At 64.8% G+C, this 25,988-nt stretch carries 16 protein-coding genes; 10 read left to right on the forward strand and 6 right to left on the reverse strand.

Annotated features, from left to right (window positions below):
* Positions 1-24: 24 nt before the first annotated feature.
* Positions 25-1,380, forward strand: coding sequence for a TAXI family TRAP transporter solute-binding subunit (locus tag AC1DIX_RS15920; protein ID WP_442122680.1), 1,356 nt, complete (start codon positions 25-27; stop codon positions 1,378-1,380).
* Here AC1DIX_RS15920 and AC1DIX_RS15925 read toward each other — a convergent pair.
* Positions 1,367-2,410, reverse strand: coding sequence for an NHL repeat-containing protein (locus AC1DIX_RS15925; protein ID WP_477325623.1), 1,044 nt, complete (start codon positions 2,408-2,410; stop codon positions 1,367-1,369). The two genes, AC1DIX_RS15920 and AC1DIX_RS15925, sit on opposite strands and share 14 nt — an antisense overlap.
* Positions 2,411-2,503: 93 nt before the next feature.
* Positions 2,504-2,962, reverse strand: a complete 459-nt coding sequence (locus tag AC1DIX_RS15930; protein ID WP_477325625.1) for a rhodanese-like domain-containing protein — start codon at positions 2,960-2,962, stop codon at positions 2,504-2,506.
* A 295-nt stretch (positions 2,963-3,257) separates the two neighbouring features.
* Between AC1DIX_RS15930 and glnA the strand changes: the two genes are divergently transcribed.
* From glnA to AC1DIX_RS15960, 6 genes are all read left to right on the forward strand, one after another.
* A complete protein-coding gene (gene glnA / locus AC1DIX_RS15935) occupies positions 3,258-4,673 on the forward strand; it encodes a type I glutamate--ammonia ligase (RefSeq protein ID WP_442122683.1) in 1,416 nt (471 codons plus the stop codon).
* Positions 4,674-4,806: 133 nt separating this feature from the next.
* Entirely contained in the window at positions 4,807-5,340 is a 534-nt protein-coding gene (locus tag AC1DIX_RS15940) for a DUF4124 domain-containing protein (protein ID WP_442122684.1), read from the forward strand.
* Positions 5,341-5,371: 31 nt separating this feature from the next.
* Positions 5,372-6,430, forward strand: coding sequence for a nitrogen regulation protein NR(II) (gene glnL / locus AC1DIX_RS15945; protein WP_442122685.1), 1,059 nt, complete (start codon positions 5,372-5,374; stop codon positions 6,428-6,430).
* A gap of 62 nt (positions 6,431-6,492) precedes the next feature.
* Positions 6,493-8,004, forward strand: a complete 1,512-nt coding sequence (gene ntrC / locus AC1DIX_RS15950; RefSeq protein WP_477325627.1) for a nitrogen regulation protein NR(I) — start codon at positions 6,493-6,495, stop codon at positions 8,002-8,004.
* A gap of 76 nt (positions 8,005-8,080) precedes the next feature.
* A complete protein-coding gene (corA, locus tag AC1DIX_RS15955) occupies positions 8,081-9,046 on the forward strand; it encodes a magnesium/cobalt transporter CorA (RefSeq protein ID WP_442122687.1) in 966 nt (321 codons plus the stop codon).
* Between the two features lie 275 nt (positions 9,047-9,321).
* The gene (locus AC1DIX_RS15960) at positions 9,322-12,081 is read left to right on the forward strand and encodes a TonB-dependent receptor (RefSeq protein WP_477325629.1); all 2,760 of its coding nucleotides are present in this window, start codon (positions 9,322-9,324) and stop codon (positions 12,079-12,081) included.
* A 76-nt stretch (positions 12,082-12,157) separates the two neighbouring features.
* On the opposite strand, the gene AC1DIX_RS15965 is transcribed toward AC1DIX_RS15960, so the two are convergent.
* Genes AC1DIX_RS15965 through AC1DIX_RS15975 form a run of 3 tightly spaced genes read right to left on the reverse strand, consistent with a single transcriptional unit; the run spans position 12,158 to position 15,702 of the window.
* Entirely contained in the window at positions 12,158-13,171 is a 1,014-nt protein-coding gene (locus tag AC1DIX_RS15965) for an acetamidase/formamidase family protein (protein ID WP_477325631.1), read from the reverse strand.
* 57 nt (positions 13,172-13,228) lie between these two features.
* Positions 13,229-14,083 (reverse strand): EamA family transporter, encoded by an 855-nt coding sequence (locus tag AC1DIX_RS15970; RefSeq protein ID WP_477249852.1) that lies wholly within the window; start codon positions 14,081-14,083, stop codon positions 13,229-13,231.
* 2 nt (positions 14,084-14,085) lie between these two features.
* On the reverse strand, positions 14,086-15,702 hold the full coding sequence (locus AC1DIX_RS15975; RefSeq protein ID WP_477325633.1) for an NAD(P)/FAD-dependent oxidoreductase: 1,617 nt from the start codon (positions 15,700-15,702) through the stop codon (positions 14,086-14,088).
* 636 nt (positions 15,703-16,338) lie between these two features.
* On the opposite strand from AC1DIX_RS15975, the gene AC1DIX_RS15980 reads away from it, so the two are divergent.
* Both AC1DIX_RS15980 and AC1DIX_RS15985 read left to right on the forward strand, forming a co-directional pair.
* Complete coding sequence (locus tag AC1DIX_RS15980; RefSeq protein WP_477325635.1) at positions 16,339-19,386, forward strand: TonB-dependent receptor; 3,048 nt, start codon at positions 16,339-16,341, stop codon at positions 19,384-19,386.
* A gap of 635 nt (positions 19,387-20,021) precedes the next feature.
* Complete coding sequence (locus tag AC1DIX_RS15985; RefSeq protein WP_442122694.1) at positions 20,022-22,985, forward strand: TonB-dependent receptor; 2,964 nt, start codon at positions 20,022-20,024, stop codon at positions 22,983-22,985.
* A gap of 63 nt (positions 22,986-23,048) precedes the next feature.
* Here the strand turns inward: AC1DIX_RS15985 and AC1DIX_RS15990 are convergent, their stop codons facing one another.
* On the reverse strand, positions 23,049-23,777 hold the full coding sequence (locus AC1DIX_RS15990) for a 16S rRNA (uracil(1498)-N(3))-methyltransferase (RefSeq protein ID WP_477325637.1): 729 nt from the start codon (positions 23,775-23,777) through the stop codon (positions 23,049-23,051).
* Between the two features lie 136 nt (positions 23,778-23,913).
* Here AC1DIX_RS15990 and tkt point away from each other — a divergent pair, with 136 nt between their 5' ends.
* A complete protein-coding gene (tkt, locus tag AC1DIX_RS15995) occupies positions 23,914-25,908 on the forward strand; it encodes a transketolase (protein WP_477325639.1) in 1,995 nt (664 codons plus the stop codon).
* The last annotated feature ends 80 nt before the right edge of the window (positions 25,909-25,988 follow it).

A 25,988-nucleotide genomic window follows, 5' to 3' on the forward strand; every position in this document is an offset into this window, starting at 1 on the left:
CGGGACCGCCCGCAAGGAGGGCGCGTGAAGCGGCCCAGGATCGGCAAGTTCAGCCTGGTATCGCTGCGCGACCTGGTGGTCGCCTCTCTGCCCACCATCCTGCTGGTGCTGGCGGCCTGCGTGGTCGCCTATATCGTGGTCGACCCGGCGCCGCCGCGCCACGTGGTGCTGGCCACCGGCCAGGAAAACAGCGCCTACGAGGAGTTCGGGCGCAAGTACGCGGCCGTGCTGGCGCGCGACGGCATCAAGGCCGAGCTGCAGCGCTCCCTCGGCTCCGAAGACAACCTGCAGCGCCTCATCGACGGCAAGGCCGACATCGCCTTCGTGCAGAGCGGCTCGACCAGCGAAGCCCAGGCCGAGCGGCGCAACCTGATGTCGCTGGGCAGCCTGTTCACCGAACCGGTGTGGCTGTTCCTGCGCGAAGGTAAGAAGAGTCGTAAAGCCGACATCCACAGCCTCACGCAACTGAAGGGCCTGCGCATCAACCTGGGCCCGGAAGGCACCGGCGTGCCGCGGCTGTTCCGCCAGGTGCTGGCGGTGAACGGCGTCGAGCCGGGCCAGCTGACCATCTCGTCGCTGGAGAATACCCCGGCCACCGTCGAGCTGCTGGCGGGACGCATCGACGGCCTCGTGTTCAGCTCCGCGCCCGAGGCGCCGCTGATCCAGATGCTGCTCCAGACCCCGGGCATCAGGCTGTTCGACTTCCGCCAGGCCGAAGCCTATACGCGCCGCCTGCCTTTCCTGACCCATGTGGTGCTGCCGCGCGGGATCGTCGATCTCGGCAAGGATATCCCGGCCCAGGACTTCCACCTGATCGCGCCCACCGCCACCCTGGTCGCGCGCGACGATTTGCATCCGGCCCTGGTCGACGAACTCGTGAAAGCCGCTACCGAGATCCACGGCGGCGCCGGCTGGTTCCAGCAGCAGGGCCAGTTCCCGTCGCCGAAGTACACCGAGATCCCGGTCTCGCGCGAGGCGGCGAAATACTACCGCGACGGCCCGCCCTTCCTGCAGCGCTACCTCTCGTTCTGGCTGGCGAATCTGTTCGACCGCCTGTGGGTCGTGGTGGTGGCGCTGGCGGCGCTGGTGATCCCGCTGTCGAAGATCGTGCCGCCGCTGTACGTGTGGCGGATCCGCTCGCGCGTCTACCGCTGGTATGGCCAGCTGCGTGCGGTCGAGCAGGCACTGGAGAGCGCCGATCCGGCGCATTGCGACGAGGTGCGCACCAACCTGCTGCGGCGCCTCGACGACATCGAGGCGCGCGTCAACCACATCTCGATCCCGCTGGCCTATGCCGATGCGCTGTACGGCTTGCGGAGCCACATCAACTTCGTGCGCCAGCGCGTGCGCGCCGGCCTGAAGAGCTCTACGGCAGGGTGATCTTCACCACCGCATTGCCGGAAATCGCATACAGCTTCCCCTTGCCGTCGCCCGTTAGTCCGCCCAGCGCGGGCAGGGCGCCCGGTCCGTTGCCGAGCTGGAGCGTCGTAGCGCCGATGGTGCCGGCCACCGTGGAAACCGTCCGGTCCGGCGCGATCCTGCGGACCAGGTCGTTGCCGGCGTCGGCCGCATACAGCATGCCGGCGGCGTCCAGCGTCAACGCGATCAGGTGGTCGAAGCGCGCCGCGCCGGCCACGCCGTCGGCAAAGCCGCGCCCGCCGGACAGGCCGGCCAGCGCCATCTTGTTGCCGGCAGTGTCGATGCGGCTGACCGTGCTGGCAAAGTCGCCCACGTAGACGGTGCCGTCCTTCGCGGCGGCCACCCCGCGCTGCTGGAAGGCATGGCTGCCCAGCACGCTGGCGATATTGTCCAGGCGCGCCACACCGTCGATCATGGTGACGGCGCCGGTGGGCGAGATCTTGCGCACCCCGATCGCATTCGCCACCACCACGTTGGCGAAGCCATCGACGGCGATGCCGCCGCCGTAGAAATAAGGGATGTCGGCGGCGTTCACCACGGTGGCGGTATCGAGGGTGGCGATGGTGCGCACCGTGCCGGCCTGGTCGATCTCGCGCACCGCCAGGCCGTCGGTGGCGTACAGCCTGCCGTCGGGCGAAGCGGCGATCGCGGTCAGGAAGGAAAAGCCCGCCACGCCGGCGGCGCCGTCGATGCTCCGGCAGCGCTGGGGCGAGCCGGCGAGGGTGCTGACGGCGCCCGCCCCACTGATCCTGCGGATGCTGCAGTTGTCGCGGTCGGCCACATACAGGTTGCCGGTAGTGTCGGCGGCGATCCCGGCCGGATGGGCGAAGCGGGCCGCGGCGCCGGTGGCGTCGACGTTGCCGGCCTCGCCGGCGCTGCCGGCCACCAGGCCCAGGGTGGTCACGCCGGCGGAAAAGGTCGGACTGCCGGCCCCGCTCGAGCCGCCGCTGCCGCCACCGCCTCCGCAGGCGGCGCACAGGGCCGTTACCATCGAAAATGCGAACGATCGTGCTATTTTTATCGGCATGACGGTCTCCGGATACATGGCTGAACGCGCCGCCTCAGGCAGGCGCGGATGGATGCCTCAGGCGCCGGTCCAGGGCAGGCCGGCCTTGCACCAGCCGCCCACGGTCTTGCGGTGGCCTTCGCCGTCGCGGTCGCCTTCGAAGCCTTCCAGGATGTCGAAGGCGTTCTCGTAGCCGAGTTCGGTTGCCACGCGCGCGGCGTGGCGCGAGCGCACGCCCGAGCGGCACAGGAAGAGCAGCACGTCGTCCTTGGCCGCGGCCTGCTGCAGCTGGGTGGCGAAGTCCGGATTCGGCGCACCGCCGGGGTACAGGGTCCACTGCACCGCACCGTGCTGGGCCTCGGGGATGGCGGGGCGGCCGATCCAGTCGCGCTCCGCATTCGTGCGGACGTCGACCAGCTTGACGCGCGGATCGGTCTTGATCAGGGTGAACGCTTCCTGCGGCGTGACGGCGCCCGCATAGGGCTGGCCGGGGGCGCGCTCCCTGGCGGCGGCCAGGATTTCGTCGGTTGTGCTCATGGTCGTTTTCCTATGATTGTCGTGCTCGCACAAATGGTGCATCCTGCATCAAGTTGGTGCATACTGCCGCACTTGCACCAAGCTGGTGCGTATGGATGAGCTCGCAGCGAGCCTGCATCAAGTTTGTGCACCGCAYCGGTAGTCGATTTTAAGGGGCAAATCGCAGGCGGTCCAAGGACAGATTGCTTATTTGCTCAGAGTCAAGTGCTGGCACAGTTTTCGCTTTAACGGAGATGTGCCTGTCGCACGCCCCGTTGGCGTCACCGACACCCCTTTTTCAATCAGGAGAATACGAATGGCAAGGACCGCCGCAGATGTAATGCAGATGCTGAAGGATAACGAAGTCAAGTTCGTCGATTTGCGTTTCGCCGATACCCGCGGCAAAGAGCAGCACGTGACCGTTCCCATCTCGCATTTTGACGAAGACAAGTTCGAATCCGGCCACGCCTTCGACGGCTCGTCGATCGCCGGCTGGAAGGGCATCGAAGCATCGGACATGCTGCTGATCCCGGACCCGAGCACCGCCAACATCGACCCGTTCATGGAAGAGACCACCGTCTTCATGCAGTGCGACGTGATCGAACCGTCGGACGGCAAGGGCTATGACCGCGACCCGCGCTCGATCGCCAGGCGCGCCGAAGCCTACCTGAAGTCCTCGGGCGTGGGCGATACCGCCTTCTTCGGCCCGGAACCGGAATTCTTCATCTTCGACTCGGTCCACTGGAAGATCGACATGTCGGGCTCGATGGTCAAGATCAGCTCGGAAGAAGCGTCCTGGTCGACCGACAAGGAATTCGAAGGCGGCAACAGCGGCCACCGTCCGACCGTCAAGGGCGGCTACTTCCCGGTCCCGCCGGTCGACAGCTTCCAGGACATGCGCTCGGAAATGTGCCTGATCCTCGAATCGCTGGGCATCCCGGTCGAAGTGCACCACCATGAAGTGGCCGGCGCCGGCCAGAACGAAATCGGCACCCGCTTCTCGACCCTGGTCGAGCGCGCCGACTGGACCCAGACCATGAAGTACGTGATCTGGAACGTCGCCCACAGCTACGGCAAGACCGCCACCTTCATGCCGAAGCCGATGAACGGCGACAACGGCTCGGGTATGCACGTGCACCAGTCGATCTGGAAGGACGGCAAGAACCTGTTCGCCGGCGACGGCTATGCCGGCCTGTCGGAAACCGCCCTGTACTACATCGGCGGCATCATCAAGCACGCCAAGGCCCTGAACGCGATCACCAACCCGGGCACCAACTCGTACAAGCGCCTGGTGCCGGGCTACGAAGCCCCGGTCAAGCTGGCCTACTCGGCCCGCAACCGTTCGGCCTCGATCCGCATCCCGCACGTGGCGAACCCGAAAGGCCGCCGCATCGAAGTGCGCTTCCCGGACCCGCTGGCCAACGTCTACCTGTGCTTCGCCGCGCTGCTGATGGCCGGCCTGGACGGCATCCAGAACAAGATCCACCCGGGCGAAGCCGCGAGCAAGGACCTGTACCACCTGCCGCCGGAAGAAGACAAGCTGATCCCGACCGTGTGCGCATCGCTGGAAGAAGCCCTGGAAGCCCTGGACAAGGACCGCGAGTTCCTGACCCGCGGCGGCGTGTTCAGCGACAGCATGATCGACGCCTACCTCGAGCTGAAGATGCAGGAAGTGCAGCGTCTGCGCATGACCCCGCACCCGGCCGAATTCGACATGTACTACTCGTCGTAATCTCTCGACAAGCTGTATCCATGCGGTAACAAAAACGCGGGGAAAGCCGGCCGGCTGCCCCGCGTTTTTCTTTGGAYGCGGTATAGTCGGTGGATTCCCAACCAGGCACATCGTGCCGACTGACCTGATGCGAATGACAAGCTCTGCCGTTTGCCTGCGCCTGGCCGGCATCTACCTGGCGCTCGCGCTGGCCGTCCCGGCCTTCGCCCAATCCGTCGTCTACCGCTGCGTCGACAAGGAAGGCCGCGTGCTGTACACCGATACCAATACCGGCAACTGCAAGGTGGTCGATTCGATCGTCTCCGGCGCCATCTCGACGCCGGCGCCGACCCGCGCCCCGGCCGCGAATCCTGCTGTGACGATGCGCCAGGGCGCCAGCCGTCCGCCGGCCGCGGCCTCCAGCCCGGCGAATTTCCCGCGCGTCGACAACGCCACCCAGCGCGCCCGCGACGACGACCGCCGCGCCATCCTCGACGAGGAATTGCGCGCCGAAGAAAAGAAACTGGCCGACCTCAAGCGCGACTTCAACAACGGCGAGCCCGAACGCCAGGGCAACGAGCGCAACTACGCCAAGTACCAGGAGCGCGTGGCCCAGATGCGCGAGGATATCGGCCGCGCCGAAAAGAACATCGAAGCGATCAAGCGCGAGATCGCCAATATCCGCTGACCCAATTTCCGCTGACCCAATACCCGCTGACATGACGCCGAACCACGAGCGCTTCGCCGGTCTCGACCTGCTCGCATCCAGCGTGCTGGTGACCGATGCCGCCGGCCAGGTGCGCTACGCGAATCCGGCCGCCGAGCACCTGCTCGAGGTGTCGGTGAAATCGCTGTCGCGCCAGACCCTGGCGGAACTCTTCACCAACGGCGAGGAACTGGATGCGCTGTGCCGCCAGGCGCGGGCGCACAAGTACGCCGACCTGCGCCAGGACCTGACCCTGCAGCGCAGCGGACGCGAGCCCCTGCACGTGCACGTGATCGTCAGCGCCGCCGGTGAAGAGGAGGTGATGGTCGAGCTGCGCGAGAACGTCCAGCAGCTCAAGCTCGACCGCGAGGAGCGCATCCTCGACCAGAGCCAGGCCAACAAGGAACTGGTCCGCAACCTGGCGCACGAGATCAAGAACCCGCTGGGCGGCATTCGCGGCGCGGCCCAGCTGCTCGAGCTCGAACTGCCGGATGCCTCGCTGCGCGAATATACCCAGGTCATCATCAAGGAGGCCGACCGCCTGCAGACCCTGGTCGACCGCCTGCTGGCGCCGCACCGCCGTCCCCACATCGTCGGCGACGTCAACATCCACGAAGTCTGCGAGCGGGTGCGCAGCCTGGTGCTGGCCGAATTTCCGTCCGGCCTGGCGATCCGCCGCGACTACGACGCCTCGATTCCCGAGTTCCGCGGCGACAAGGAGCAGCTGATCCAGGCCGTGCTGAACATCGTCCACAACGCCGCCCAGGCCCTGCGCGAGCGGATTGCCGCGGGCGACGCCGAGATCGTGCTGCGCACCAGGGTGGCGCGCCAGGTCACCCTGGCCAAGGTTCGTTACGGGCTGGCATTAGACTTGCATATCATCGACAATGGACCGGGCATCGCCCCCGATATCCGCGACCGCATCTTCTATCCGCTCGTCTCCGGGCGCGACGGCGGCAGCGGTCTCGGGCTGACGCTGGCGCAGACCTTCGTGCAACAGCACCTGGGGCTGATCGAGTGCGAAAGCCGGCCTGGACTGACGGATTTCCGCATCCTGATCCCGCTGCCATAAGCGCCGGGATGGTGCGGCCGCGGTCCAACGATGGATGTACTTATGCGGGAAGCACTGAACCAATGAAACCAATCTGGATTGTCGACGACGATGCATCGATCCGCTGGGTGCTGGAAAAAGCCCTGGCGCGCGAGAACCTCGCAACCCGGAGCTTCGCCAGCGGACGCGAGGCGCTGGCCGCGTTCGAGGAAGATACGCCCCAAGTCCTGGTCTCGGACATCCGCATGCCGGGCGAATCCGGCCTCGACCTGCTGGCCGCCGTCAAGGAAAAGCATCCCGGCCTGCCGGTGATCGTGATCACCGCCTTCTCCGACCTCGATTCCGCGGTCGCTTCCTTCCAGGGCGGCGCCTTCGAATACCTGGCCAAGCCCTTCGACATCGACAAGGCGGTGGCCCTGATCCGCCGCGCCCTCGAGGAAAGCCTGCGCGAAGCGAGCGTCGAGACCGTGCCCAGCGAGACCCCCGAGATCCTCGGCCAGGCGCCGGCGATGCAGGAAGTGTTCCGCGCCATCGGCCGCCTGTCGCAATCGAATGTGACGGTGCTGATCACGGGCGAGAGCGGCACCGGCAAGGAGCTGGTGGCGCGCGCCCTGCACAAGCACAGCCCGCGTGCTTCCCAGCCTTTCATCGCCCTGAACACGGCGGCGATCCCGAAGGATCTGCTGGAATCCGAACTGTTCGGCCACGAGCGCGGCGCCTTCACCGGCGCCCAGGCGATGCGSCGCGGCCGCTTCGAGCAGGCCGAGAACGGCACCCTGTTCCTGGACGAGATCGGCGACATGCCCTTCGACTTGCAGACCCGCCTGCTGCGGGTGCTGTCCGACGGCCACTTCTACCGCGTGGGCGGGCACCAGCCGGTCAAGGCGAACGTGCGCGTGATCGCCGCCACCCACCAGAACCTGGAGCAGCGCGTGCGCGACGGCCTGTTCCGCGAAGACCTGTACCACCGCCTGAACGTGATCCGGCTGCGGCTGCCGTCCCTGCGCGAGCGGCGCGAAGACATCCCCATCCTGGTGCGCCACTTCCTGGTGCAGAGCGCACGCCAGTTGGGCGTCGAGCCCAAGCGGCTGAGCGAGGATGCGCAGCGCTTCCTCTCCAGCCTCGACCTGCCGGGCAATGTGCGCCAGCTGGAAAACCTGTGCAACTGGATCACCGTGATGGCGCCCGGCCAGACCGTCGAGGTCAAGGACCTGCCGCGCGACCTGACGACCCAGGCCCAGGCGCTGCCCGCGGCGGCCATGGCACCGGTGGTGGCGATGCCGGCGCCGGCGGCGAGCCCCCTGTACGGCAGCACGGACGGCAGCGGCATCCTGCCGGCGATGACGCCAGCCGCGCCGGCCGCCGCCGACGGCTGGATCGGCCTGCTCGAACTGCAGGCCGCGCGCATGCTGTCCGACGGCCAGGTCGAGGTGATGGACGTGCTGGGCAAGCAGTTCGAAACGGCCTTGATCCGCACGGCGCTCAAGCATACCCACGGACGCAAGAACGATGCGGCGATCCGGCTGGGGATCGGGCGCAATACGATCACGCGCAAGATTGCCGAGCTGGGGATTGATGGGGCCAAAGACGAATAAGCGGTACGCGGGGACGGCGGCGGGGTAGCGTCCGCGTGGACGCGGGAGCGCCCACCCTACGTGATAAACTGTTGGCATGCTGATCAACTGCGTCGCCTACCAGGAAGGTAAAAAACTCTCCGACATCCCCGTCGAGGACATCAGTGATTATCTGGAGCGCCCCGGCTGCTTCGTGTGGGTCGCGCTGCGCGATGCCACCGACGCCGAGATGGTGCAGATGAAGGAAGAGTTCGGCCTGCACGAGCTGGCGGTCGAGGATGCCGCCCGCGGCCACCAGCGGCCCAAGATCGAGGAATACGGCGACAGCCTGTTCACCATCGTGCACACGGTCGACCTCGAGGGCGATGCCCTGGTCACCGGCGAACTCGCGATCTTCGCCGGCCCGAATTACGTGCTGTCGGCGCGGCGCGACGCCGTCAAGGGTTTCCTCGGCGTGCGCGCCCGCGCCGAGCGCGAACCCCACCTGCTGAGCATGGGCTCGTGCTTCGTGATGTATGCGCTGATGGACGCCGTGGTCGACCGCTACTTCCCGGTGGTCGACATGCTCGAATCCGAACTGGAAACCATCGAGGACCGCATCTTCACCCACGGCGCCCAGCGCCAGAACGTCGAGCGCCTGTACCAGCTCAAGCGCAAGGGCCTGGAGCTGCGCCATGCCGTGATCCCGCTGGTGGATGCCGTCGGCTCGCTGCTGGGCGGGCGGGCGCCGGCGCTGGCGACCGGCGTCCAGGATTACCTGCGCGACGTCCACGACCACCTGATCCGCATCGCCGGCCGCCTCGACAGCATCCGCGACACCATCGCCACCGCGATCCAGGTGAACCTGGCCATGGTCTCGATCGACGAGAGCGAGGTGAATAAACAGCTGGCCGCCTGGGCCGCGATCTTTGCCGTCTTCACCGCCTTCGCCGGCGTGTGGGGCATGAATTTCAAGGTGATGCCCGAGCTGGAATGGAAGTGGGGCTACCCGATGGCCCTCGGCGTGATGATTGCGGTATGTGTCTATTTGTATCGGCGTTTCCGCAAGGCTGGATGGCTGTAATCATGGGAAACGTCATGAAAACGTCATGAAAATGTGAAAAAATCCGAAAGAAGGCGCCTTGAGCGCCTTTTTTATTGCTATGCAGCAAATGGAACGAACCATACGTTGTTCAGCAACCTTACAATTGTTACTAAATGTTCTGTTGCGAAAATGTCTTCCGAGCAGTGTAAATATTGACCGATGCTCAAGCCGGCGATCATTATTCAGTCCGCCGACTTGGGCGACCTTGATCTTCCCAAGCCAGCGACATCTCATCATCGTTTGGGAAAACATCCATGTTCAAAGAAAAAACCTTGTCGCGCGCCGTGCGCGTCATGTTCGCCGGTGCCGTTGGCGCAGGCATGTTCGGCCAGGCGCTGGCGCAGGAGTCGGCTCAGGAATCCGCCAAGCCTATCGCCCGCGTCGAAGTGACCGGCTCCTCGATCAAGCGCGCCGACGTCGAAGGCGCGCTGCCGGTGCAGATGGTCACCGCCGCCGACATCAAGCGCAGCGGCGCCACCAACACCGCCGAACTGCTGACCACCCTGACCTCGAACGCCATGGCCGGCGCGACCAACCAGGCCGAAGGCGCGGGCCAGTCGACCTACGGCATGTCCAGCGCCAGCCTGCGCGGCCTGGGCTCGAGCAAGACCCTGGTGCTGGTCAACGGCCGCCGCCTCGGCAACTACGCCACCGACGGCACTGCCGTCGACGTCAACGCGATCCCGCTGGCGTCGATCGACCACGTGGAAGTCCTGAAGGACGGCGCCTCGGGCGTGTACGGCTCCGATGCGATCGGCGGCGTCATCAACTTCATCACCCSCCAGAACTACCAGGGCGTGGAAGCCACTGCCTACACCAGCGTCAGCCGCTACGGCGGCGGCCAGACCCACAAGGCCAGCCTGCTGGGCGGCTGGGGCGACTTCGACAGTGACCGCTACAACATCACCCTGTCGGCCGACGTGAGCAAGGACGACGCCATCTTCGGCCGCCAGCGCGACTATGCGCGCAACGCCTGGAACAACAACGGCCTGCGCGACGCCAGCGCCACCCCGAGCGGCGCGTACAGCACCTTCGATCCGTCCACCACCCCGAACGCCATGGGCGTGGTCCCGAATTCGCTGAACTCGATCGGCACCGGCATCGGCCACGGCCTGTCGCAGGCCAACTGCGCGGCCAACGGCAGCGCCTGGGACGCCAACCTCGGCAAATGCCGCTTCGACAGCTCGCCGTACGTGAACCTGGTGCCGGCGGCCAAGCGCGCCAACATCGGCGGCAACTTCCGCTTCAAGCTGAACGACAACGCCGAATTCTTCATGGAAGGCTTCGTGTCGCGCAACGAGACCACGCAGCAGGCGCAGGCTTCGCCGTACAGCGCCTCCTTCCTGTCGACCGACCCGGCCTTCGCGACCAACAACCAGTACCCGGCCATCGTCGTCTCGCCGAACAGCCAGTACTACCCGACCGCCCTGGCCACCGCGGCCGGCGTCAACGGCCAGCCGCTGACCGTCAGCTACCGCGCCTTCGACGGCGGCGACCGCATCGCCAAGGACACCGCGATCGCATCGCACCTGGTGCTGGGCTTCCGCGGCAACGTCAAGGGCTATGACTACGACGTCGCCTACACCCACAACTCGAGCGACGTCACCGAGCGCGCGATCCAGGGCTACCAGCGCCAGACCGAACTGGTCAAGCTGCTGAGCAACAACCCCGACTTCAACCCGCTGGTCCAGTACCAGTCGGCCGACCTGGCGCGCAAGATCTACGGCACCAACTACGTCGGTCCGGTCATGAACGCCGTGCTGCGCAACGACGCCCTGAACGCACGCATCTCGGGCGACCTGTACCAGCTGCCGGCCGGTATGGTGAAGTTCGCCGTCGGCGCTTCGATGTCCGACGAGAACCTGGCGATCAACCCGAGCGCGGCTTACCAGAGCGGCGACGTGTCGGGCTACGGCGGCGCCCAGCTGCCGCTGTCGGCATCGCGCAATTCGTCGGCGGTGTTCGCGGAAGCCATCGTCCCGATCGTGAAGAACCTGGAAGCCGACCTGGCCGTCCGTCACGACCGCTACCCGAACGCCAGCGCCACCAACCCGAAGGTCAGCCTGCGCTGGCAGCCGATCTCGCAGGTGCTGCTGCGCGGCTCCTACGGCAAGGGCTTCCGCGAGCCGTCGCTGCCTGAGCTGATGAACCAGCAGACCATCGGCACCAGCGCCAACCTGACCGACCCGGTCACCGGCCAGTTCGGCCAGTTCAACCAGACCTACGGCGGCAACCCGAAGCTGCAGCCGGAGAAGTCGGAACAGTCCTCGCTGGGCATCGTCGTCGACCCGGTCAAGGGCCTGTCGATCGCCGTCGACTGGTGGAAGATCAACGTGAACAACCTGGTGACCACGCTGTCGCCGTCGTTCACGCTGGGCCAGGCGGCTGCCGGCAACCCGGCCTACACCGGCCTGGTGACCCGTGATTCCGCAGGCAACATCACCAACATCGTCGGCACCAACATCAACGCCGGCAGCGTGAAGACCGAAGGCGTCGACCTCGACCTGCGCTGGGCACTGCTGAAGAGCCCGACCTACGGTAACTTCAACCTGCGCCTGAACGGTACCTACACCTCGAAGTACGACCTGACCCTGGCCGACGGCACCGTGCAGCGCAGCGTCGCCGCCACCATCGACAAGGACGGCAACGTGCTGAGCGCAGTCTCCAACGGCGGCATCATCTTCCGCTGGAGGGATCAGCTGACCCTGGACTGGAAGTACAAGAAGTTCGGCCTCGCGCTGACCAACAACTTCCAGTCGGGCTACTGGGATGCGGCCCGCGCGGACGCGGACCTGCCGGTCGCCCAGCACGTCGGCGCCTTCTCGACCTGGGACCTGCAGGGCACCTACGGCGGCATCAAGAACCTGACCCTGACCGCGGGCGTCAAGAACCTGTTCAACCGCAAGCCGACCGAAGTCATCACTGGTGGTTCCTACTTCCAGACCGGCTACGATCCGACCTGGTACGATCCGCACGGCCAGACCGGCTACGTGAGCGCGACCTACCAGTTCTAAATCCTGTCCTGGTAAGCGTGTAAACGACGAAACCCGCCGCATGCAGATGCGGCGGGTTTTTTCATGCCTGCGCGGCTTATCGTTTCGCGCTGAAGATCTTCTTCGGCAGCATGGCATGCACGCCGACGTTGCCGTCCACCAGTTGGGTGATCTCCATGTCGACCGCCACGCTGGACAGCATGTAGGCGTCGTCGCGCGACAGCTTCTTTTCCTCCATCAGGAACGCGATCATGTCGCGCAGCGCCAGGGTGGTCGCTTCCTTCAGGTCCTTCGAGAAGCCCATCGAGATGTAGTGGGTCGGCGTTTCGGCGCGCGGCCAGATCAGGCGGCGGTCCTTGTGCACCACGAAGCGGAAGGTCCCCGACAGATAGGTCTCCAGCGCGGTGATGTCGACCTCGCCGTTGCCCTGGGCCGCGTGGCCGTCGCCGGCCTGGAACAGCGCGCCCTTCGCCGCCACCGGGATGTAGAGGGTGGTTCCGGCCACCAGCTCCTTGTTGTCCAGATTGCCTGCGTGGACGAAGGGCGGCGCGGTGTCGATCTTGCCGCCGGCGGGCGCCACGCCCATGCTGCCGAAGAAGGGCCGCAGCGGGATCTCGATGCCGGGCGCGAAATGGCCGATCATCTTCTTGCGGTCGAGCGGGACCACCTTGTAGCGGCCGTAAGGATAGTCGGTCGGCAGGAAGCCGGAACCGACGCCGAACACATTGCAGGCGAAATYGGCGTCCAGGTCGACTTTCAGGATCTGCACCTCGAGCACGTCGCCGGGCTCCGCTTCCGCGATCGCCACCGGCCCGGTCAGGATATGCCCGCCCGGGCCCTTTTCCTTGACCTCGTTATAGATCGCTGCGGTGTAGGGCGGGATGTCTTCCGCCCTGACCCCGTTGGCGATCATGCGCTCGGGCGAGCCGCAGGTCGACAGGGCCTGCATGCGGACCGTGTCGCCGGAATGGACGGTGAGGACGGGTTTCGACTGGCCCGAGTAGTAGCCCCAGGCCACCGTTTGCGGCGTGGCGGGCAGGGTGTATTCGGCGGCCACGGATGGGGCGCAGATGGCCAGGGCCAGGCAGCTGGAAAGGAAGGTTTTGCGCATGGAGAATGTGGTCGAAGTGGCAACAAGCCTAGTCTACACGCGAACCTCAAGCGAAGGTCAGTCCGATGCGCTGGCCGCGGTCGCGCCGCAGGCGAGAATGACCAGGGCGATCCCGATCCACTGGCCGGGGGCGAGGCGCTCGCCCAGCACCACGAAGCCGGCCAGCGCGGCCACCGCCGGCGAGGAGCTGACCAGGATGCCGAACACCCGCCGCGGCAGCCGGCGCAGCGCGATCATCTCCAGCGTGTACGGGGCCGCCGAGGACAGCACCGCCACCGCCAGGCCGGCCGCCAGCACGAAGGGCGAGAGCAGGGCGCTGCCCGCGTAGTGGGCGCCGATCGGCACGATGAAGACGCTGGCCGCCAGCATGCCCCAGGCGACGATGCCGGAACCCCGGGCCTGGGAGGCGCGCTTGCCGAACACGATGTACAGCGCCCAGCAGAAGGCGGCGCCGGCCGCATAGGCGATGCCGACCGGGTCGAGGGCGGCGCTGGAGCCGCGCAGCGGCAGCAGCAGCCACAGGCCGAAGCCGGCGCAGGCCACCCACGCGAAGTCGCGCGCGCGGCGCGAGGACAGCAGCACCACGGCGAGCGGTCCCATCACCTCGATCGAGACCGCGATGCCGATCGGGATGCGCGAGAACGCACGGTAGATCAGCAGGTTCATGGAGCCGAGCGCTAGGCCGTACAGCAGCAGCCAGGGGAGGTCGGCGCGCGAGGGCAGGGCGCGCCAGGGCCGGGCGAATCCCGCCAGCAGCAGGGCCGACAGGCCGACGCGCAGCCCGACCACGCCCTCGCTTCCTACCAGCGGGAACAGGTGCTTGGCGAAGGCCGCGCCGGCGTAGGTCGAGACCATGCTTGCTGCGATCGCCAGCACCGGGATGGCGGCGCCGTCCTTGCTCTCGGACGCCACGCTCAGCCGGCCATCGACAGGGCGACCGCTTCGGCGACCCGGATGCCGTCCACCGCGGCCGACATGATGCCGCCCGCGTAGCCGGCGCCTTCGCCGGCCGGGTACAGGCCGCGGGTGTTAAGGCTCTGCAGGTTGTCGTCGCGGCGCTTGATGCGGATCGGCGAGGAGGTGCGGGTCTCGACCCCGGTCAGCACCGCGTCCTCCTTGTAGTAGCCCTTGATCTGCTTGTCGAAGGCGACGAAGGCTTCGCGCAGGGCGAGGGTGGCGTAGTCGGGCAGGGCGGTGGCGAGGTCGGTCAGGTGCACGGCCGGCTTGAAGGACGGGACCACCGAACCGAATTCGGTGGACGCGACGCCGCGCACGAAGTCGCCCATCAGCTGGCCCGGGGCATCGTAGTTGCTGCCGCCGAGGACGAAGGCGCGCGACTCCAGCTCGCGCTGGAAGGCGATGCCGGCCAGCGGGTGGCCCGGATAGTCTTCCGGCGTGATGCCGACCACGATCGCGCTGTTGGCGTTGCGCTCGGCGCGCGAGTACTGGCTCATGCCGTTGGTGACCACGCGGCCTTCTTCCGAGGACGCGGCGACCACCGTGCCGCCAGGGCACATGCAGAAGCTGTACACGCTGCGGCCGTTGGAGGCGTGGTGCACGATCTTGTAGTCGGCCGCGCCGAGGATCTTGTTGCCGGCGTTCGGGCCGAAGCGGCAGGCGTCGATCAGCGATTGCGGGTGCTCGACGCGGAAGCCGATCGAGAACGGCTTCGCTTCTATATAAACGCCGCGGTCGTACAGCATCTGGAAGGTGTCGCGCGCGCTGTGGCCGATCGCCATCACCAGGTGGCGGGTCGGGATTTCCTCGCCCGAGGCCAGGCGCACGCCGACCACCTGGCGATTGTCGCCTTCGCCTTCGACCAGCACGTCTTCCAGGCGGGTCTCGAAGCGGATCTCGCCGCCCAGCGACAGGATCTCGGCGCGCATCTGCTCCACCATCTTGACCAGGCGGAAGGTGCCGATGTGGGGTTTGCTGACGTACAGGATCTCTTCCGGCGCGCCCGACTTCACGAACTCGGACAGGACCTTGCGGCCATAGTGCTTCGGATCCTTGATCTGGCTGTACAGCTTGCCGTCCGAGAAGGTGCCGGCGCCGCCTTCGCCGAACTGCACGTTCGACTCGGTGTTCAGCTTGCGCTTGCGCCAGAAGCCGAAGGTGTCGACGGTGCGCTCGCGCACGATCTTGCCGCGCTCCAGGACGATCGGGTTCAGGCCCATCTGGGCCAGGATCAGGGCCACGAACAGGCCGCAGGGGCCCAGGCCGACCACGATCGGGCGCGGCATGCCGGGGGCCGGTTTGCCGGCCTGCACGAATTTGTAGCCGGTATCGGGGGCGGGCATGACCTGGCGGTCGTCGCGCATGCGGGCCAGTACCTGTGCTTCGTTCTTCACCTCCACGTCCAGCGCATAGATCAGCACGATGGCGCTGCGCTTGCGCGCGTCATAGCTGCGCTTGAACACGGTGAAGTCGATCAGTTCGTCTTCAGCGATGCCGAGGCGCTTCAGCACGGCCTGGCGCAGTTGGGGCTCGGTATGGTCGAGGGGAAGTTTTAATTCGGCAATTCTCAACATGGTAGGGTCGTCGCTAGCAAACGCTTGGTCGGTTCAACCTTCTATTGTAACCCGCCGGGGCCGGCGGCAAAATGCCCTGTCCGCATTGTCCGTTTTCCATGCCTTGCCGGGGCCGGGCGCCATGTCTGCTGCATGTCCGCCGGGTGTCCGCCATATGTCCGCTGCATGCCCCCGACGTTGCACCGGCCCAACATTTGACAAATTCCAGACAAAATTCTTGAATGCACCATAACGGTGCATTATTTCTTGATATAAGAATTTTGTATATACAAATACCGCGCTGCAATAAACTCAAGACGCATGGTATTGACGCATATGTATATGTATTGACTTGATTTTATTGAGGTTTTTTCAAGCATGCGGATGCCTGGTGTAGTCGGAAGCGTTTGTATTGCTGCGCCACACAATTGTGCATATCGGCATGCCCTCTTTCGGTGCACGATTTTTTTGTAATTACGCTGCGGTCATCAGGCAATTTCCGGCAATTGACAGTTGCAGAATCGCCATGTTTCTATGTGTGTACATATCCTTAACGAAAGAAGGATAYGGCCTTCGCTTGCGGGCGAATTAGAGAGAGAAGTTTTCGATCTGGCTAGTTGAGTGATTCAAAACGTACTACCCATAATAGGAAATCACATGCTTAAGAAAACAGTTTTAGTACATGCGTTGACGCTGGCATTCAGTGGCGCCGCGCTGACCGTTGCCGTGATGGAACCGGCAATGGCGCAGTCGAACGCCACCGGCAGCATCTACGGCCGCACCACGGCCGGCAGCGACGTCAAGGTCGTGGTCGAAAACCCTGCGACCGGCCTGCGCCGTGTCCTGACGCCGGATGCCCAGGGTCGTTTCCAGGCAACCGCACTGCCGCCGGGTACGTACAAGGTTTCCCAGGTGCGTGGCGACACCGTGGTGTCGTCGGTCGACGTCGACGCCAGCGTCAGCTCGAATTCGGAAGCCGTCTTCGCGCCGGCCGCCGGCGTGCAGACCGTCCAGATCACCGGCCAGCGCCGCACCATCGACGTCACCAGTTCCACCGGCGGCGCGACCTTCAATGCGCGCCAGCTGGCGGCGCTGCCGATCGCCCGTAACATCAACGCCATCATCCAGCTGGCCCCGAACACCACCCGCGTCGACTCCCGCTTCTCCGGCGGCGCTTCGATGGGCGGCGGCGCCGCATCGGAAAACTCGTACTACATCAACGGCTTCCCGGTCACCAACCCGCTGACCGGCCTGGGCGCGTCCCAGCTGCCTTACGGCGCAATCGCCGAGGCGCAGGTGCTGACCGGCGGCTTCGGCGCCGAATTCGGCCGTTCGGTCGGCGGCGTGCTGAACATCATCACCAAGAGCGGTACCAATACCTGGGAAGCCGGCGCCATGGCGATGTGGGAGCCGGAGAGCCTGCGCGCCCGCGAGAAGGACATCTACTACGGCAATACGCACCAGACCTATAACGCGGCAACCGACGGCACCATCCGTTTCTACCAGCACGACAACACCCAGACGCAGAAGACCTACGGCGCCTATGTTGGCGGTCCGATCATCAAGGACAAGCTGTTCATGTTCGTGTCGGCCGAATACAACGACCGCCAGCGCGGCTATGTCAACCTGGAGCGCATCTCGCCGTCGATGGCCAATAACGGCTGGCGCGACGACGACAAGAAGGTCAAGCGCTGGATGGGCAAGCTCGACTGGAACATCACCGACGACCACCGCCTCGAGTACACCAATATCGGCGACACGCCCGAGCGCAACCTGACCGACAGCGGCTTCGACTTCGCGAACAAGAAACGCACCGGCAACGTCACCTCGCAACAGACCCTGAACAACGTCAACGACAATGGCGCCGTGGTCAACATGGGCAAGTACACCGGCAACATCACCCAGGACTTCACGGTGACCGCGCTGTACGGTCGTTCGGTGTCGAAGCACGAGAACGCCTTCGTCGGCTATAACCCGAACGTGTTCTCGACCACCTCCGACCCGTCGGTGCGCGCGCCGGGCCTGACCTACACCAACCCGCAGGTCATCGCCGGCAATATCCTGGCGCCGGGCTCGAAGGACATCGTCAAGAACGGCCGTCTGGACCTCGAATACCGCCTGGGCGAACACACCCTGCGCGGCGGCTTCGACCAGTCGAAGATCTCGTCGCTGAAGGCCGGTGAGTTCAAGGCCGGCGGCGGTACCTGGATCTACTACCGTACCGACACCCCGAACGCACCGGTCGACGTGACCGGCGGCACCATGCCGGCGCCGGCGACCGGCGGCGGCCTGGGCACCCAGGGCTACTACGTGGCCAAGGACCTGTTCTCGACCGTGACCGACTCCTTCAGCGAGCAGAGCGCGCTGTACCTGGAAGACAAGTGGCAGGTCACCAAGGACGTGTTGCTGACCCTGGGTCTGCGCAGCGAATCGTTCAAGAACCAGAACGACGCGCACGTGACCTTCCTGGAGATGAAGAACCAGATCCAGCCGCGTATCGCCGCTGCCTGGGACGTCTATGGCGACGCCAGCCTGAAGGTCTACGGTACCCTGGGCCGCTACTCGGTGCCGATCCCGACCCACATCTCGGTGCGCGGCGCCGGCCGTTCGACCTTTACCGACCAGTACTTCACCTATACCGGCGTCGACGCCAACGGCGCCCCGACCGGCCTGGTGCAGCTGACCCCGCCGCTCTCGGGCAACAACGAGTACGGCCAGGACAAGGTCACCGCGACCCTCGCCGCCCTCGACATGAAACCGTCCTACCAGGATGAGATCAGCCTGGGCTTCGAACGTGCCTGGTCGCCGAACCTGAACTTCGGCGCCAAGTTCACCTACCGCAAGCTGGGCGCGACCATCGACGACTTCTGCGACGTGCGTCCGTTCGAGCGCTATGCGAAGGCCAACAACATTGCGATCACCAACCCGCTGTGGGGCAATACCTGCCAGAGCTTCAACCCGGGCGAGGCCAATGTCTTCCTGGTGGACTTCTCGGGCGATACCTCGAAGCTGACCCGTGTTCCGCTGAGCGCGGCCGACATGGGCTTCGACAAGGCGAAGCGCACCTACTCCGCCCTCGACCTGTTCGCCGAGCACCCGTATCGCAACGGCTGGTACGGCAAGATGACCTATACCTGGTCGCGCAACAAGGGTAATACCGAAGGCCAGGTGAAGTCGGACAATGCCCAGACCGACGTGTCGGCGACCTCGACCTGGGACTACCCGGAGCTGATGGTCGGCGCCTACGGCTATCTGCCGAACGACCGTACCCACCAGATCAAGGCCTACGGTTTCTATGACGTGACCAAGGAATGGATCGCCGGCGCCAACTTCCTGGCAGCATCGGGCCGTCCGCGCAGCTGTATCGGTACTTCGGCACAGCCGGGCGACTCGCCGAACTACGCCAACCAGTCCTTCTGGTGCCTGGGTTCGGACGTGCCGCACAACACGGTCCATCAGCGTGGCAGCATCGGCCGCCTGCCGTGGGATATCAACCTGGACCTGAACATGGCCTACAAGCCTGACTTCCTGCCGGGCCTGCAGGCAAGGGTCGACCTGTTCAACGTCTTCAACAAGCAGACCGTGCAGAACGTGGAAGAGCGCTACAACAGCGGCAATCGTATCCGCAACACCTACGAGACCCCGCTGAGCTACACCCAGCCGCGTTCGGTTCGCCTGACCGTGTCGTACGACAAGAAGTTCTAATCAGCCTAGCCTGAAGCAAAAATGCCCCGGTTCGCCGGGGCATTTTTTTTTGCTTGTTGCAGCAATCAGACATGTCGATTGCATAATTTGTATATGCAAGCCGCATGATTTTTACATTGGGTTTGCCGAATTTGCTTCGGTAAAGTGCGCCATACGCACCAGATTGTTGCGCCGCATGGGGCGCAATACGGAACAGCGGCTCTTTAATTCTTGCTAACTTCGGCGATCGTTACCCGAAAATAGCAAAAAATCAAATCACGGGGGTAAACCGGCTCGGCCGGCATACTGCGACGCAGCATGCTGGCGATATTGATTTGCACCAAATTGGTGCATCAAATTTTGGCTGCGGCAATGCGATGTCAATACGTAAAGAAAATTGACATTGAAAGAATGCATATGTTTTTATGGCAAAACATTATCTTTGTGCACCAAAGAAATGGGCGCCCTATTTTGATCCCTATAAATACAGGTGTCAATACAAAGTGGGTAGGGGCCGTGATTTAAAAAGAAACGGTCTACAAGACTGTTTGAATCGAAAATAAGGGAATCACATGTTGAAGAAATCCGTATTAGTTCATGCCTTGGCCTTGGCATTTGGAGGGGTTGCGCTGACCGTTGGCGTCGTCGAGCCGGCAATGGCGCAGTCGAATGCGTCAGGCGCCGTGTTCGGCAAGATCGCGGCCGGCAGTGGAGATGCCGTCGTCCTGAAGAACACCGGCACGAACGCGACCCGTACGACCGCGGTGGATGCAGGCGGTAACTTCCGCGCTACCAGTCTGCCGATCGGTAGCTATACCGCTACCCTGATGAAAGGCGGAAACGTCGTCAGCACCACCCAGCTCGAAGTCATCGCAGGCCAGGGCGTCGAAGCTTTCTTCGCGAATGGCCCCGTGCAAACGGTGCAGGTGAGCGGACGCCGTACCCGTATCGACGTGTCGAGCTCCGTCAACGGCGCCACCTTCACCGCACGTGAACTGGACAAGCTGCCGATCGGCCACAACGTCGACGCCATCATCCAGCTGGCCCCGAACACCACTCGCAGCGACCCGAGCTATGGCGCCGGCGCCAGCTTCGGCGGTGGCGCGGCCACCGAGAATGCCTACTACATCAACGGCATGACCGTGACCAACCCGCTGACCGGCCTGGGCGCGATGGAGCTGCCGTTCGGTGCGATCGCCCAGGCATCGGTGCTGACCGGCGGCTACGGCGCCGAATTCGGCCGTTCGATCGGCGGCGTGGTGAACATCACCACCAAATCCGGTACCAACACCTGGGAAGCCGGCGCCTACGCGGCGATCACCCCGTCGTCGACCCGCGCCAAGTACCGCGACCGCTACTACGCGAACACCGGCGCCTTCCCGGCCACCGACGGCACCCTGTACGTGCGCCGTTCGCAGAACGAACTGGAGCAGAAGCAGTACTCGGCCTACGCTGGCGGCCCGCTGATCAAGGACACCCTGTTCGGCTTCGTCGCGCTGGAGCAGACCCGGAGCGACCAGCACGCGGTCGCCAGCGCCATCAGCGCGACCAACCTGGCCACCGCGGGCTGGCGTGACACGCAAACCACCAACAACCGCTACATGGGCAAGTTGGACTGGAACATCAACGACAATCACCGCCTGGAATTCACGTCCATCGGTGACCTGCCGAAATCGGATGCCTCTTCCCGTTCCTACGACTACGCGACCGGCGCGATCGGTTCGACCGTCACCGCTTCGAACCACCAGGAATTCGGCCCGGACCAGAACAATGGCGGCAAGTTCAACAGCCTGCGCTACGTCGGCAACATCACCGACAACCTGACCATCAACGCCCTGTACGGCAAGATGAAGTCGGAACACATCTATGAGCCGACCGGCTACGATCCGACCCTGCCGCAGGTGTCGGCAGCGACGGCCAACCGCTATCCTGGCTTTAACTACACCAGCGGCCAGAAGGTCACCGGCACGGTGCCGCTGAGCGGATCGAGCGACGAAGTGCAGTCGAAGCGCCTGGACCTCGAATACAAGCTGGGCGACCACACCATCCGCGGCGGCGTGGACAACAACAAGATCGTGACGCAGTCCGCCGGCGTCGGCTATGCCGGCGGCAGCCTCTGGCAATACCAGAAGACCAGCAACGTGACCACGCCGCTGGTCGTGTCGGGCGGCGTCCTGCCGGCACCGCTGAACACCTATGGCGGCATCGCTGCGCAAGGCTACTACGTCCGTAACATCGTTTACAAGACCTACTCGAACGCCTTTGCCGGCCAGGACGCGCAGTACCTGGAAGACCGCTGGCAGGTGACCAAGGATGTGCTGCTGACCGCCGGCGTGCGCCGTGAAGGCTTCTACAACGCCAACCAGGACGGCGCCAAGTACATCGAGATGAAGAACCAGTGGCTGCCGCGCCTGAACGTGGCGTGGGACGTGAACGGCGACAGCTCGTTCAAGGTCTACGGCAGCGCCGGCCGCTACACCGTGCCGATCCCGAGCTCGGTTGCCCTGCGCGGCGCCAACGGTTCGACCTACACCTTCGAGTACTTCACCTACACCGGCACCGATGCGAACGGCCTGCCGACCGGTACCCAGCGCATCCTCCAGCCGGTGTCGAACAACAACGAGTTCGGCCAGGCCAAGGATCCGAAGACCGTCGCCGCGCAGGACATGAAGCCGGCTTACCAGGACGAGATCACGCTGGGCCTGGAACGCCAGCTGACCCCGGACTACACCTTCGGCATGAAGTTCACCTACCGCAAGCTGAAGTCGACCATCGACGACTTCTGCGATTCGCGTCCGATCGACGCCTATGCCGTGGCCCACAACATCGACACCTCGAACTATGCCGGCTTCGGCTGCGCCACGTTCAATCCGGGTGAAGACAACAACTTCCTGGTCGACTATGCCGGCAACAAGAACTACACCCAGGTTCACCTGAGCAAGGCCGACCTGGGCTTCGACAAGCCGACGCGTTCGTACGCGGCACTCGACTTCACCTTCGAGCACCCGTACCGCAATGGCTGGTGGGCACGCCTGACCTATACCCTGTCGCGCAACAAGGGTAATACCGAAGGCCAGACCCTGTCGGATACCTCGACCGCCCAGGCCGACGTCGCAGCAACCCAGACCTGGGATTACCCGGAGCAGATGATCGGCGCAGATGGCCTGCTGCCGAACGACCGTACGCACCAGATCAAGGCTTTCGGTTTCTACGACCTGACGCCTGAACTGGCCATCGGCGGCAACCTGCTGCTGGCATCGGGCCGTCCGCGCTCGTGCTTCGGCACCGACCCGCTGCATCGCGGTGGCGACTACAGCAGCGCCGCGCACTACTGCTTCGGCGACGTTGCCGAAAACAATGTGCTGTCGCCGCGTGGTTCCCTCGGCCGCCTGCCTTGGGAAAAGACTGTCGACCTGAACCTGACCTACCGTCCGAAGTTCCTGCAAGGCCTGTCGCTGCGTGCGGACATCTTCAACGTGTTCAACAGCCAGACCGTCACCAAGGTTGATGAAAGCTACAACAGCGACAGCGCGCGCGTCGCTACGTACGAAATGCCGATCTATTTCTCGGCACCGCGTTCGATGAAGTTCAGCGCCGAGTACAACTACAAGTTCAAGTAATTGTCATGGTCGGGTGAGAGCCCGACCGGCCAGCGCAAGCCCACGGTTCGCCGTGGGCTTTTTTTATACTTCAGCCCAGACAGCGTTCAAGGTCGCCAGCGCCGCCAGCCCGGCGGTCTCGGTGCGCAGCACCCGCGGCCCCATCGACAACGCCAGTGCGCCGGCAGCGATGGCGGCATCCTCTTCCTGGACACTGAAACCGCCCTCGGGGCCGATCAGGAAGGTGAGGGGCTGCGGCGCGGTGGCGCGCGCCCAGCCGGCCAGCGATTGCGTCGCCCGCGGCGACAGTAAAATCCGCGGCTGGTCCGGCGGCTGCGCGATATAGCGCCCGAAATCCTGCAGTGGCGCCAGCCGCGCCAGCCGGTTGCGGCCGCTCTGCTCGGACGCGGCCACGATCACGCCTTCCCAGTGCGCCTGGCGTTTTTCCGCGCGCTCGCCCGACAGCTTGACCACCGAGCGCGCCGCCGCCAGCGGCTGGATCGCGGCCACGCCCAGTTCGACCGCCTTCTCGACGATCCAGTCCATCTTGGTGCTGCCTTCGGGCAGGCCCTGGGCCAGGGTGACGGGGTAGGGGAGTTCGACATCGACGTCCTCGAAGGCGACCACGTCCGCGCTGGCGCGCCGCTTGCCGATCTCGCGCAGGCGCGCGCGAACCTGGCCGCCTTCGCCGTTGAACAGCACCACCTCGTCCCCCGGCTGCTGGCGCACGACGCGCAGGTGGTGGGCGACGGCTTCCGGCAGGTCGACGATCGCGCCTTCGATGAGCGGCTGGGGGCAGTAGAAACGTGGCATGAACGGCAAGCTCTCTATATAAGAAGTCGGCATTTTAAGGCTTCGCCGGCATGCTCTGGTAAAATACCCGGTTAAGACCAGCAGTGCTCATGCATTGCAGCACCACCGCTTTCCAATCCTCAGACTTACCACATCCATGAAACCAGTTCAAACCACCACCCTGATGGCCAACGCGATCCGTGCGCTGGCGATGGACGCCGTCCAGAAAGCCAATTCCGGCCACCCGGGCATGCCGATGGGCATGGCCGAGATCGCCGTTGCGCTGTGGGACGGCCACTATCGCCACAATCCGGGCAATCCGGGGTGGATGAACCGCGACCGCTTCCTGCTCTCGAACGGCCACGGTTCGATGCTGCATTATTCGCTGCTGCACCTGTCGGGCTACGACCTGTCGATGGACGACCTGCGCAACTTCCGTCAGATGCACTCGAAGACCCCGGGCCACCCGGAAGTGCATATCACGCCGGGCGTGGAAACCACCACCGGCCCGCTGGGCCAGGGCATTGCCAACTCAGTCGGCATGGCGCTGGCCGAGTGGCTGCTGGCGAAGGAATTCAACCGTCCGGGCTTCGACGTGGTCGACCACCACACCTACGCCTTCCTGGGCGACGGCTGCCTGATGGAAGGCATCTCGCACGAAGTGGCCTCGCTGGCCGGCACCCTGCGCCTGAACAAGCTGATCTGGCTGTACGACGATAACGGCATCTCGATCGACGGCAAGGTCGAAGGCTGGTTCACCGACGACACCCCGAAGCGCTTCGAGGCCTACGGCTGGAACGTGATCCCGGACGTCGACGGCCACAGCGTCGAAGCCGTCGATGCCGCCATCGCCAAGGCCAAGACCTCGGACCGTCCGACCCTGATCTGCTGCAAGACCATCATCGGCAAGGGTTCGCCGAACCTGCAGGGCGGCGACAAGGTGCACGGCGCCGCGTTGGGCGAGAAGGAAGTGGCGGCCGTGCGCGAACACCTGATTTGGGATGCGATCCCGTTCGACATCCCGGCCCCGATCTATGAAGCATGGGACCACAAGCAGAAAGGCGCCGAGGACGAAGGCCAGTGGAACAAGCTGTTCGACGGCTACCGCGCGCAATTCCCGGAACTGGCCGCCGAATTCGAGCGCCGCATGAAGGGCGAGTTGCCGGGCAAGTTCGAGGAAACCCTGGCCGCCGCCATCGCCGCGACGCTGGAGAAGAAGGAAACCATCGCCACCCGCAAGGCCAGCCAGAACGCGATCCAGGCGCTGGCCGGCGTGCTGCCGGAATTCCTGGGCGGCTCGGCCGACCTGACCGGCTCGAACCTGACCAACTGGAAGGAATCGATCCCGGTCCGTTCGGGCACCCCGGGCAACCACATCAACTACGGCGTGCGCGAATTCGGCATGGCCGCCATGATGAACGGCATCGCCCTGCACGGCGGCTACATCCCGTTCGGCGCGACCTTCCTGACCTTCTCGGACTACAGCCGCAATGCGCTGCGCATGGCCGCGCTGATGAAGATCCGCTCGCTGTTCGTGTTCACCCACGACTCGATCGGCCTGGGCGAAGACGGCCCGACCCACCAGTCGGTCGAGCACGTGTCCTCGCTGCGCCTGATCCCGAACCTGGACAACTGGCGTCCGTGCGACACCACCGAATCGATGGTGGCCTGGGGCGAGTCCCTGAAGCGCAAGGACGGCCCGTCGACCCTGATCTTCTCGCGCCAGAACCTGCCGTTCATGGAGCGTGACGCCACCACCGTGGCCAACATCGCCAAGGGCGGCTACATCCTGCGCGACGCCGACAATCCGCGCGCCGTGCTGATCGCCACCGGTTCGGAAGTCGAGCTGGCCGTGAACGCCGCCGCTACGCTGGCCGGCCAGGGCATCGCCGTGCGCGTGGTCTCGATGCCGTCGACCGACGTGTTCGACCGCCAGGACGCCGCCTACAAGGCCGCCGTCCTCGGCAAGGGAATTCCTCGCGTGGCCGTCGAGGCCGGCGTGACCGACTTCTGGTACAAGTACGTCGGCCTGGAAGGCGCCGTGGTCGGCATCGACACCTTCGGCGAATCGGCCCCGGCCCCGGTGCTGTTCAAGTACTTCGGCTTCACCGTCGAGAACGTGGTCGGCAAGGTCAAGTCCGTGCTGGTTTGAGTTTTGATGTAGATGCCGCGCGGGCCCGGAGACGGCCTGCGCGGCAAGCGTCTCGCGCTATGCTTCGACGATAAGATTTT

The organism is Massilia sp. 05N420 (assembly GCF_056397205.1).

Coding starts and splice junctions, on each gene's coding strand:
- AC1DIX_RS15925 (WP_477325623.1), bottom strand. CDS start 2,410: ATGGTAACGGCCCTGTGCGCCGCCTGCGGAGGCGGTGGCGGCAGCGGC.
- AC1DIX_RS15930 (WP_477325625.1), bottom strand. CDS start 2,962: ATGAGCACAACCGACGAAATCCTGGCCGCCGCCAGGGAGCGCGCCCCC.
- glnA (WP_442122683.1), top strand. CDS start 3,258: ATGGCAAGGACCGCCGCAGATGTAATGCAGATGCTGAAGGATAACGAA.
- AC1DIX_RS15940 (WP_442122684.1), top strand. CDS start 4,807: ATGACAAGCTCTGCCGTTTGCCTGCGCCTGGCCGGCATCTACCTGGCG.
- glnL (WP_442122685.1), top strand. CDS start 5,372: ATGACGCCGAACCACGAGCGCTTCGCCGGTCTCGACCTGCTCGCATCC.
- corA (WP_442122687.1), top strand. CDS start 8,081: ATGCTGATCAACTGCGTCGCCTACCAGGAAGGTAAAAAACTCTCCGAC.
- AC1DIX_RS15975 (WP_477325633.1), bottom strand. CDS start 15,702: ATGTTGAGAATTGCCGAATTAAAACTTCCCCTCGACCATACCGAGCCC.
- AC1DIX_RS15980 (WP_477325635.1), top strand. CDS start 16,339: ATGCTTAAGAAAACAGTTTTAGTACATGCGTTGACGCTGGCATTCAGT.
- AC1DIX_RS15985 (WP_442122694.1), top strand. CDS start 20,022: ATGGCGCAGTCGAATGCGTCAGGCGCCGTGTTCGGCAAGATCGCGGCC.
- AC1DIX_RS15990 (WP_477325637.1), bottom strand. CDS start 23,777: ATGCCACGTTTCTACTGCCCCCAGCCGCTCATCGAAGGCGCGATCGTC.
- tkt (WP_477325639.1), top strand. CDS start 23,914: ATGAAACCAGTTCAAACCACCACCCTGATGGCCAACGCGATCCGTGCG.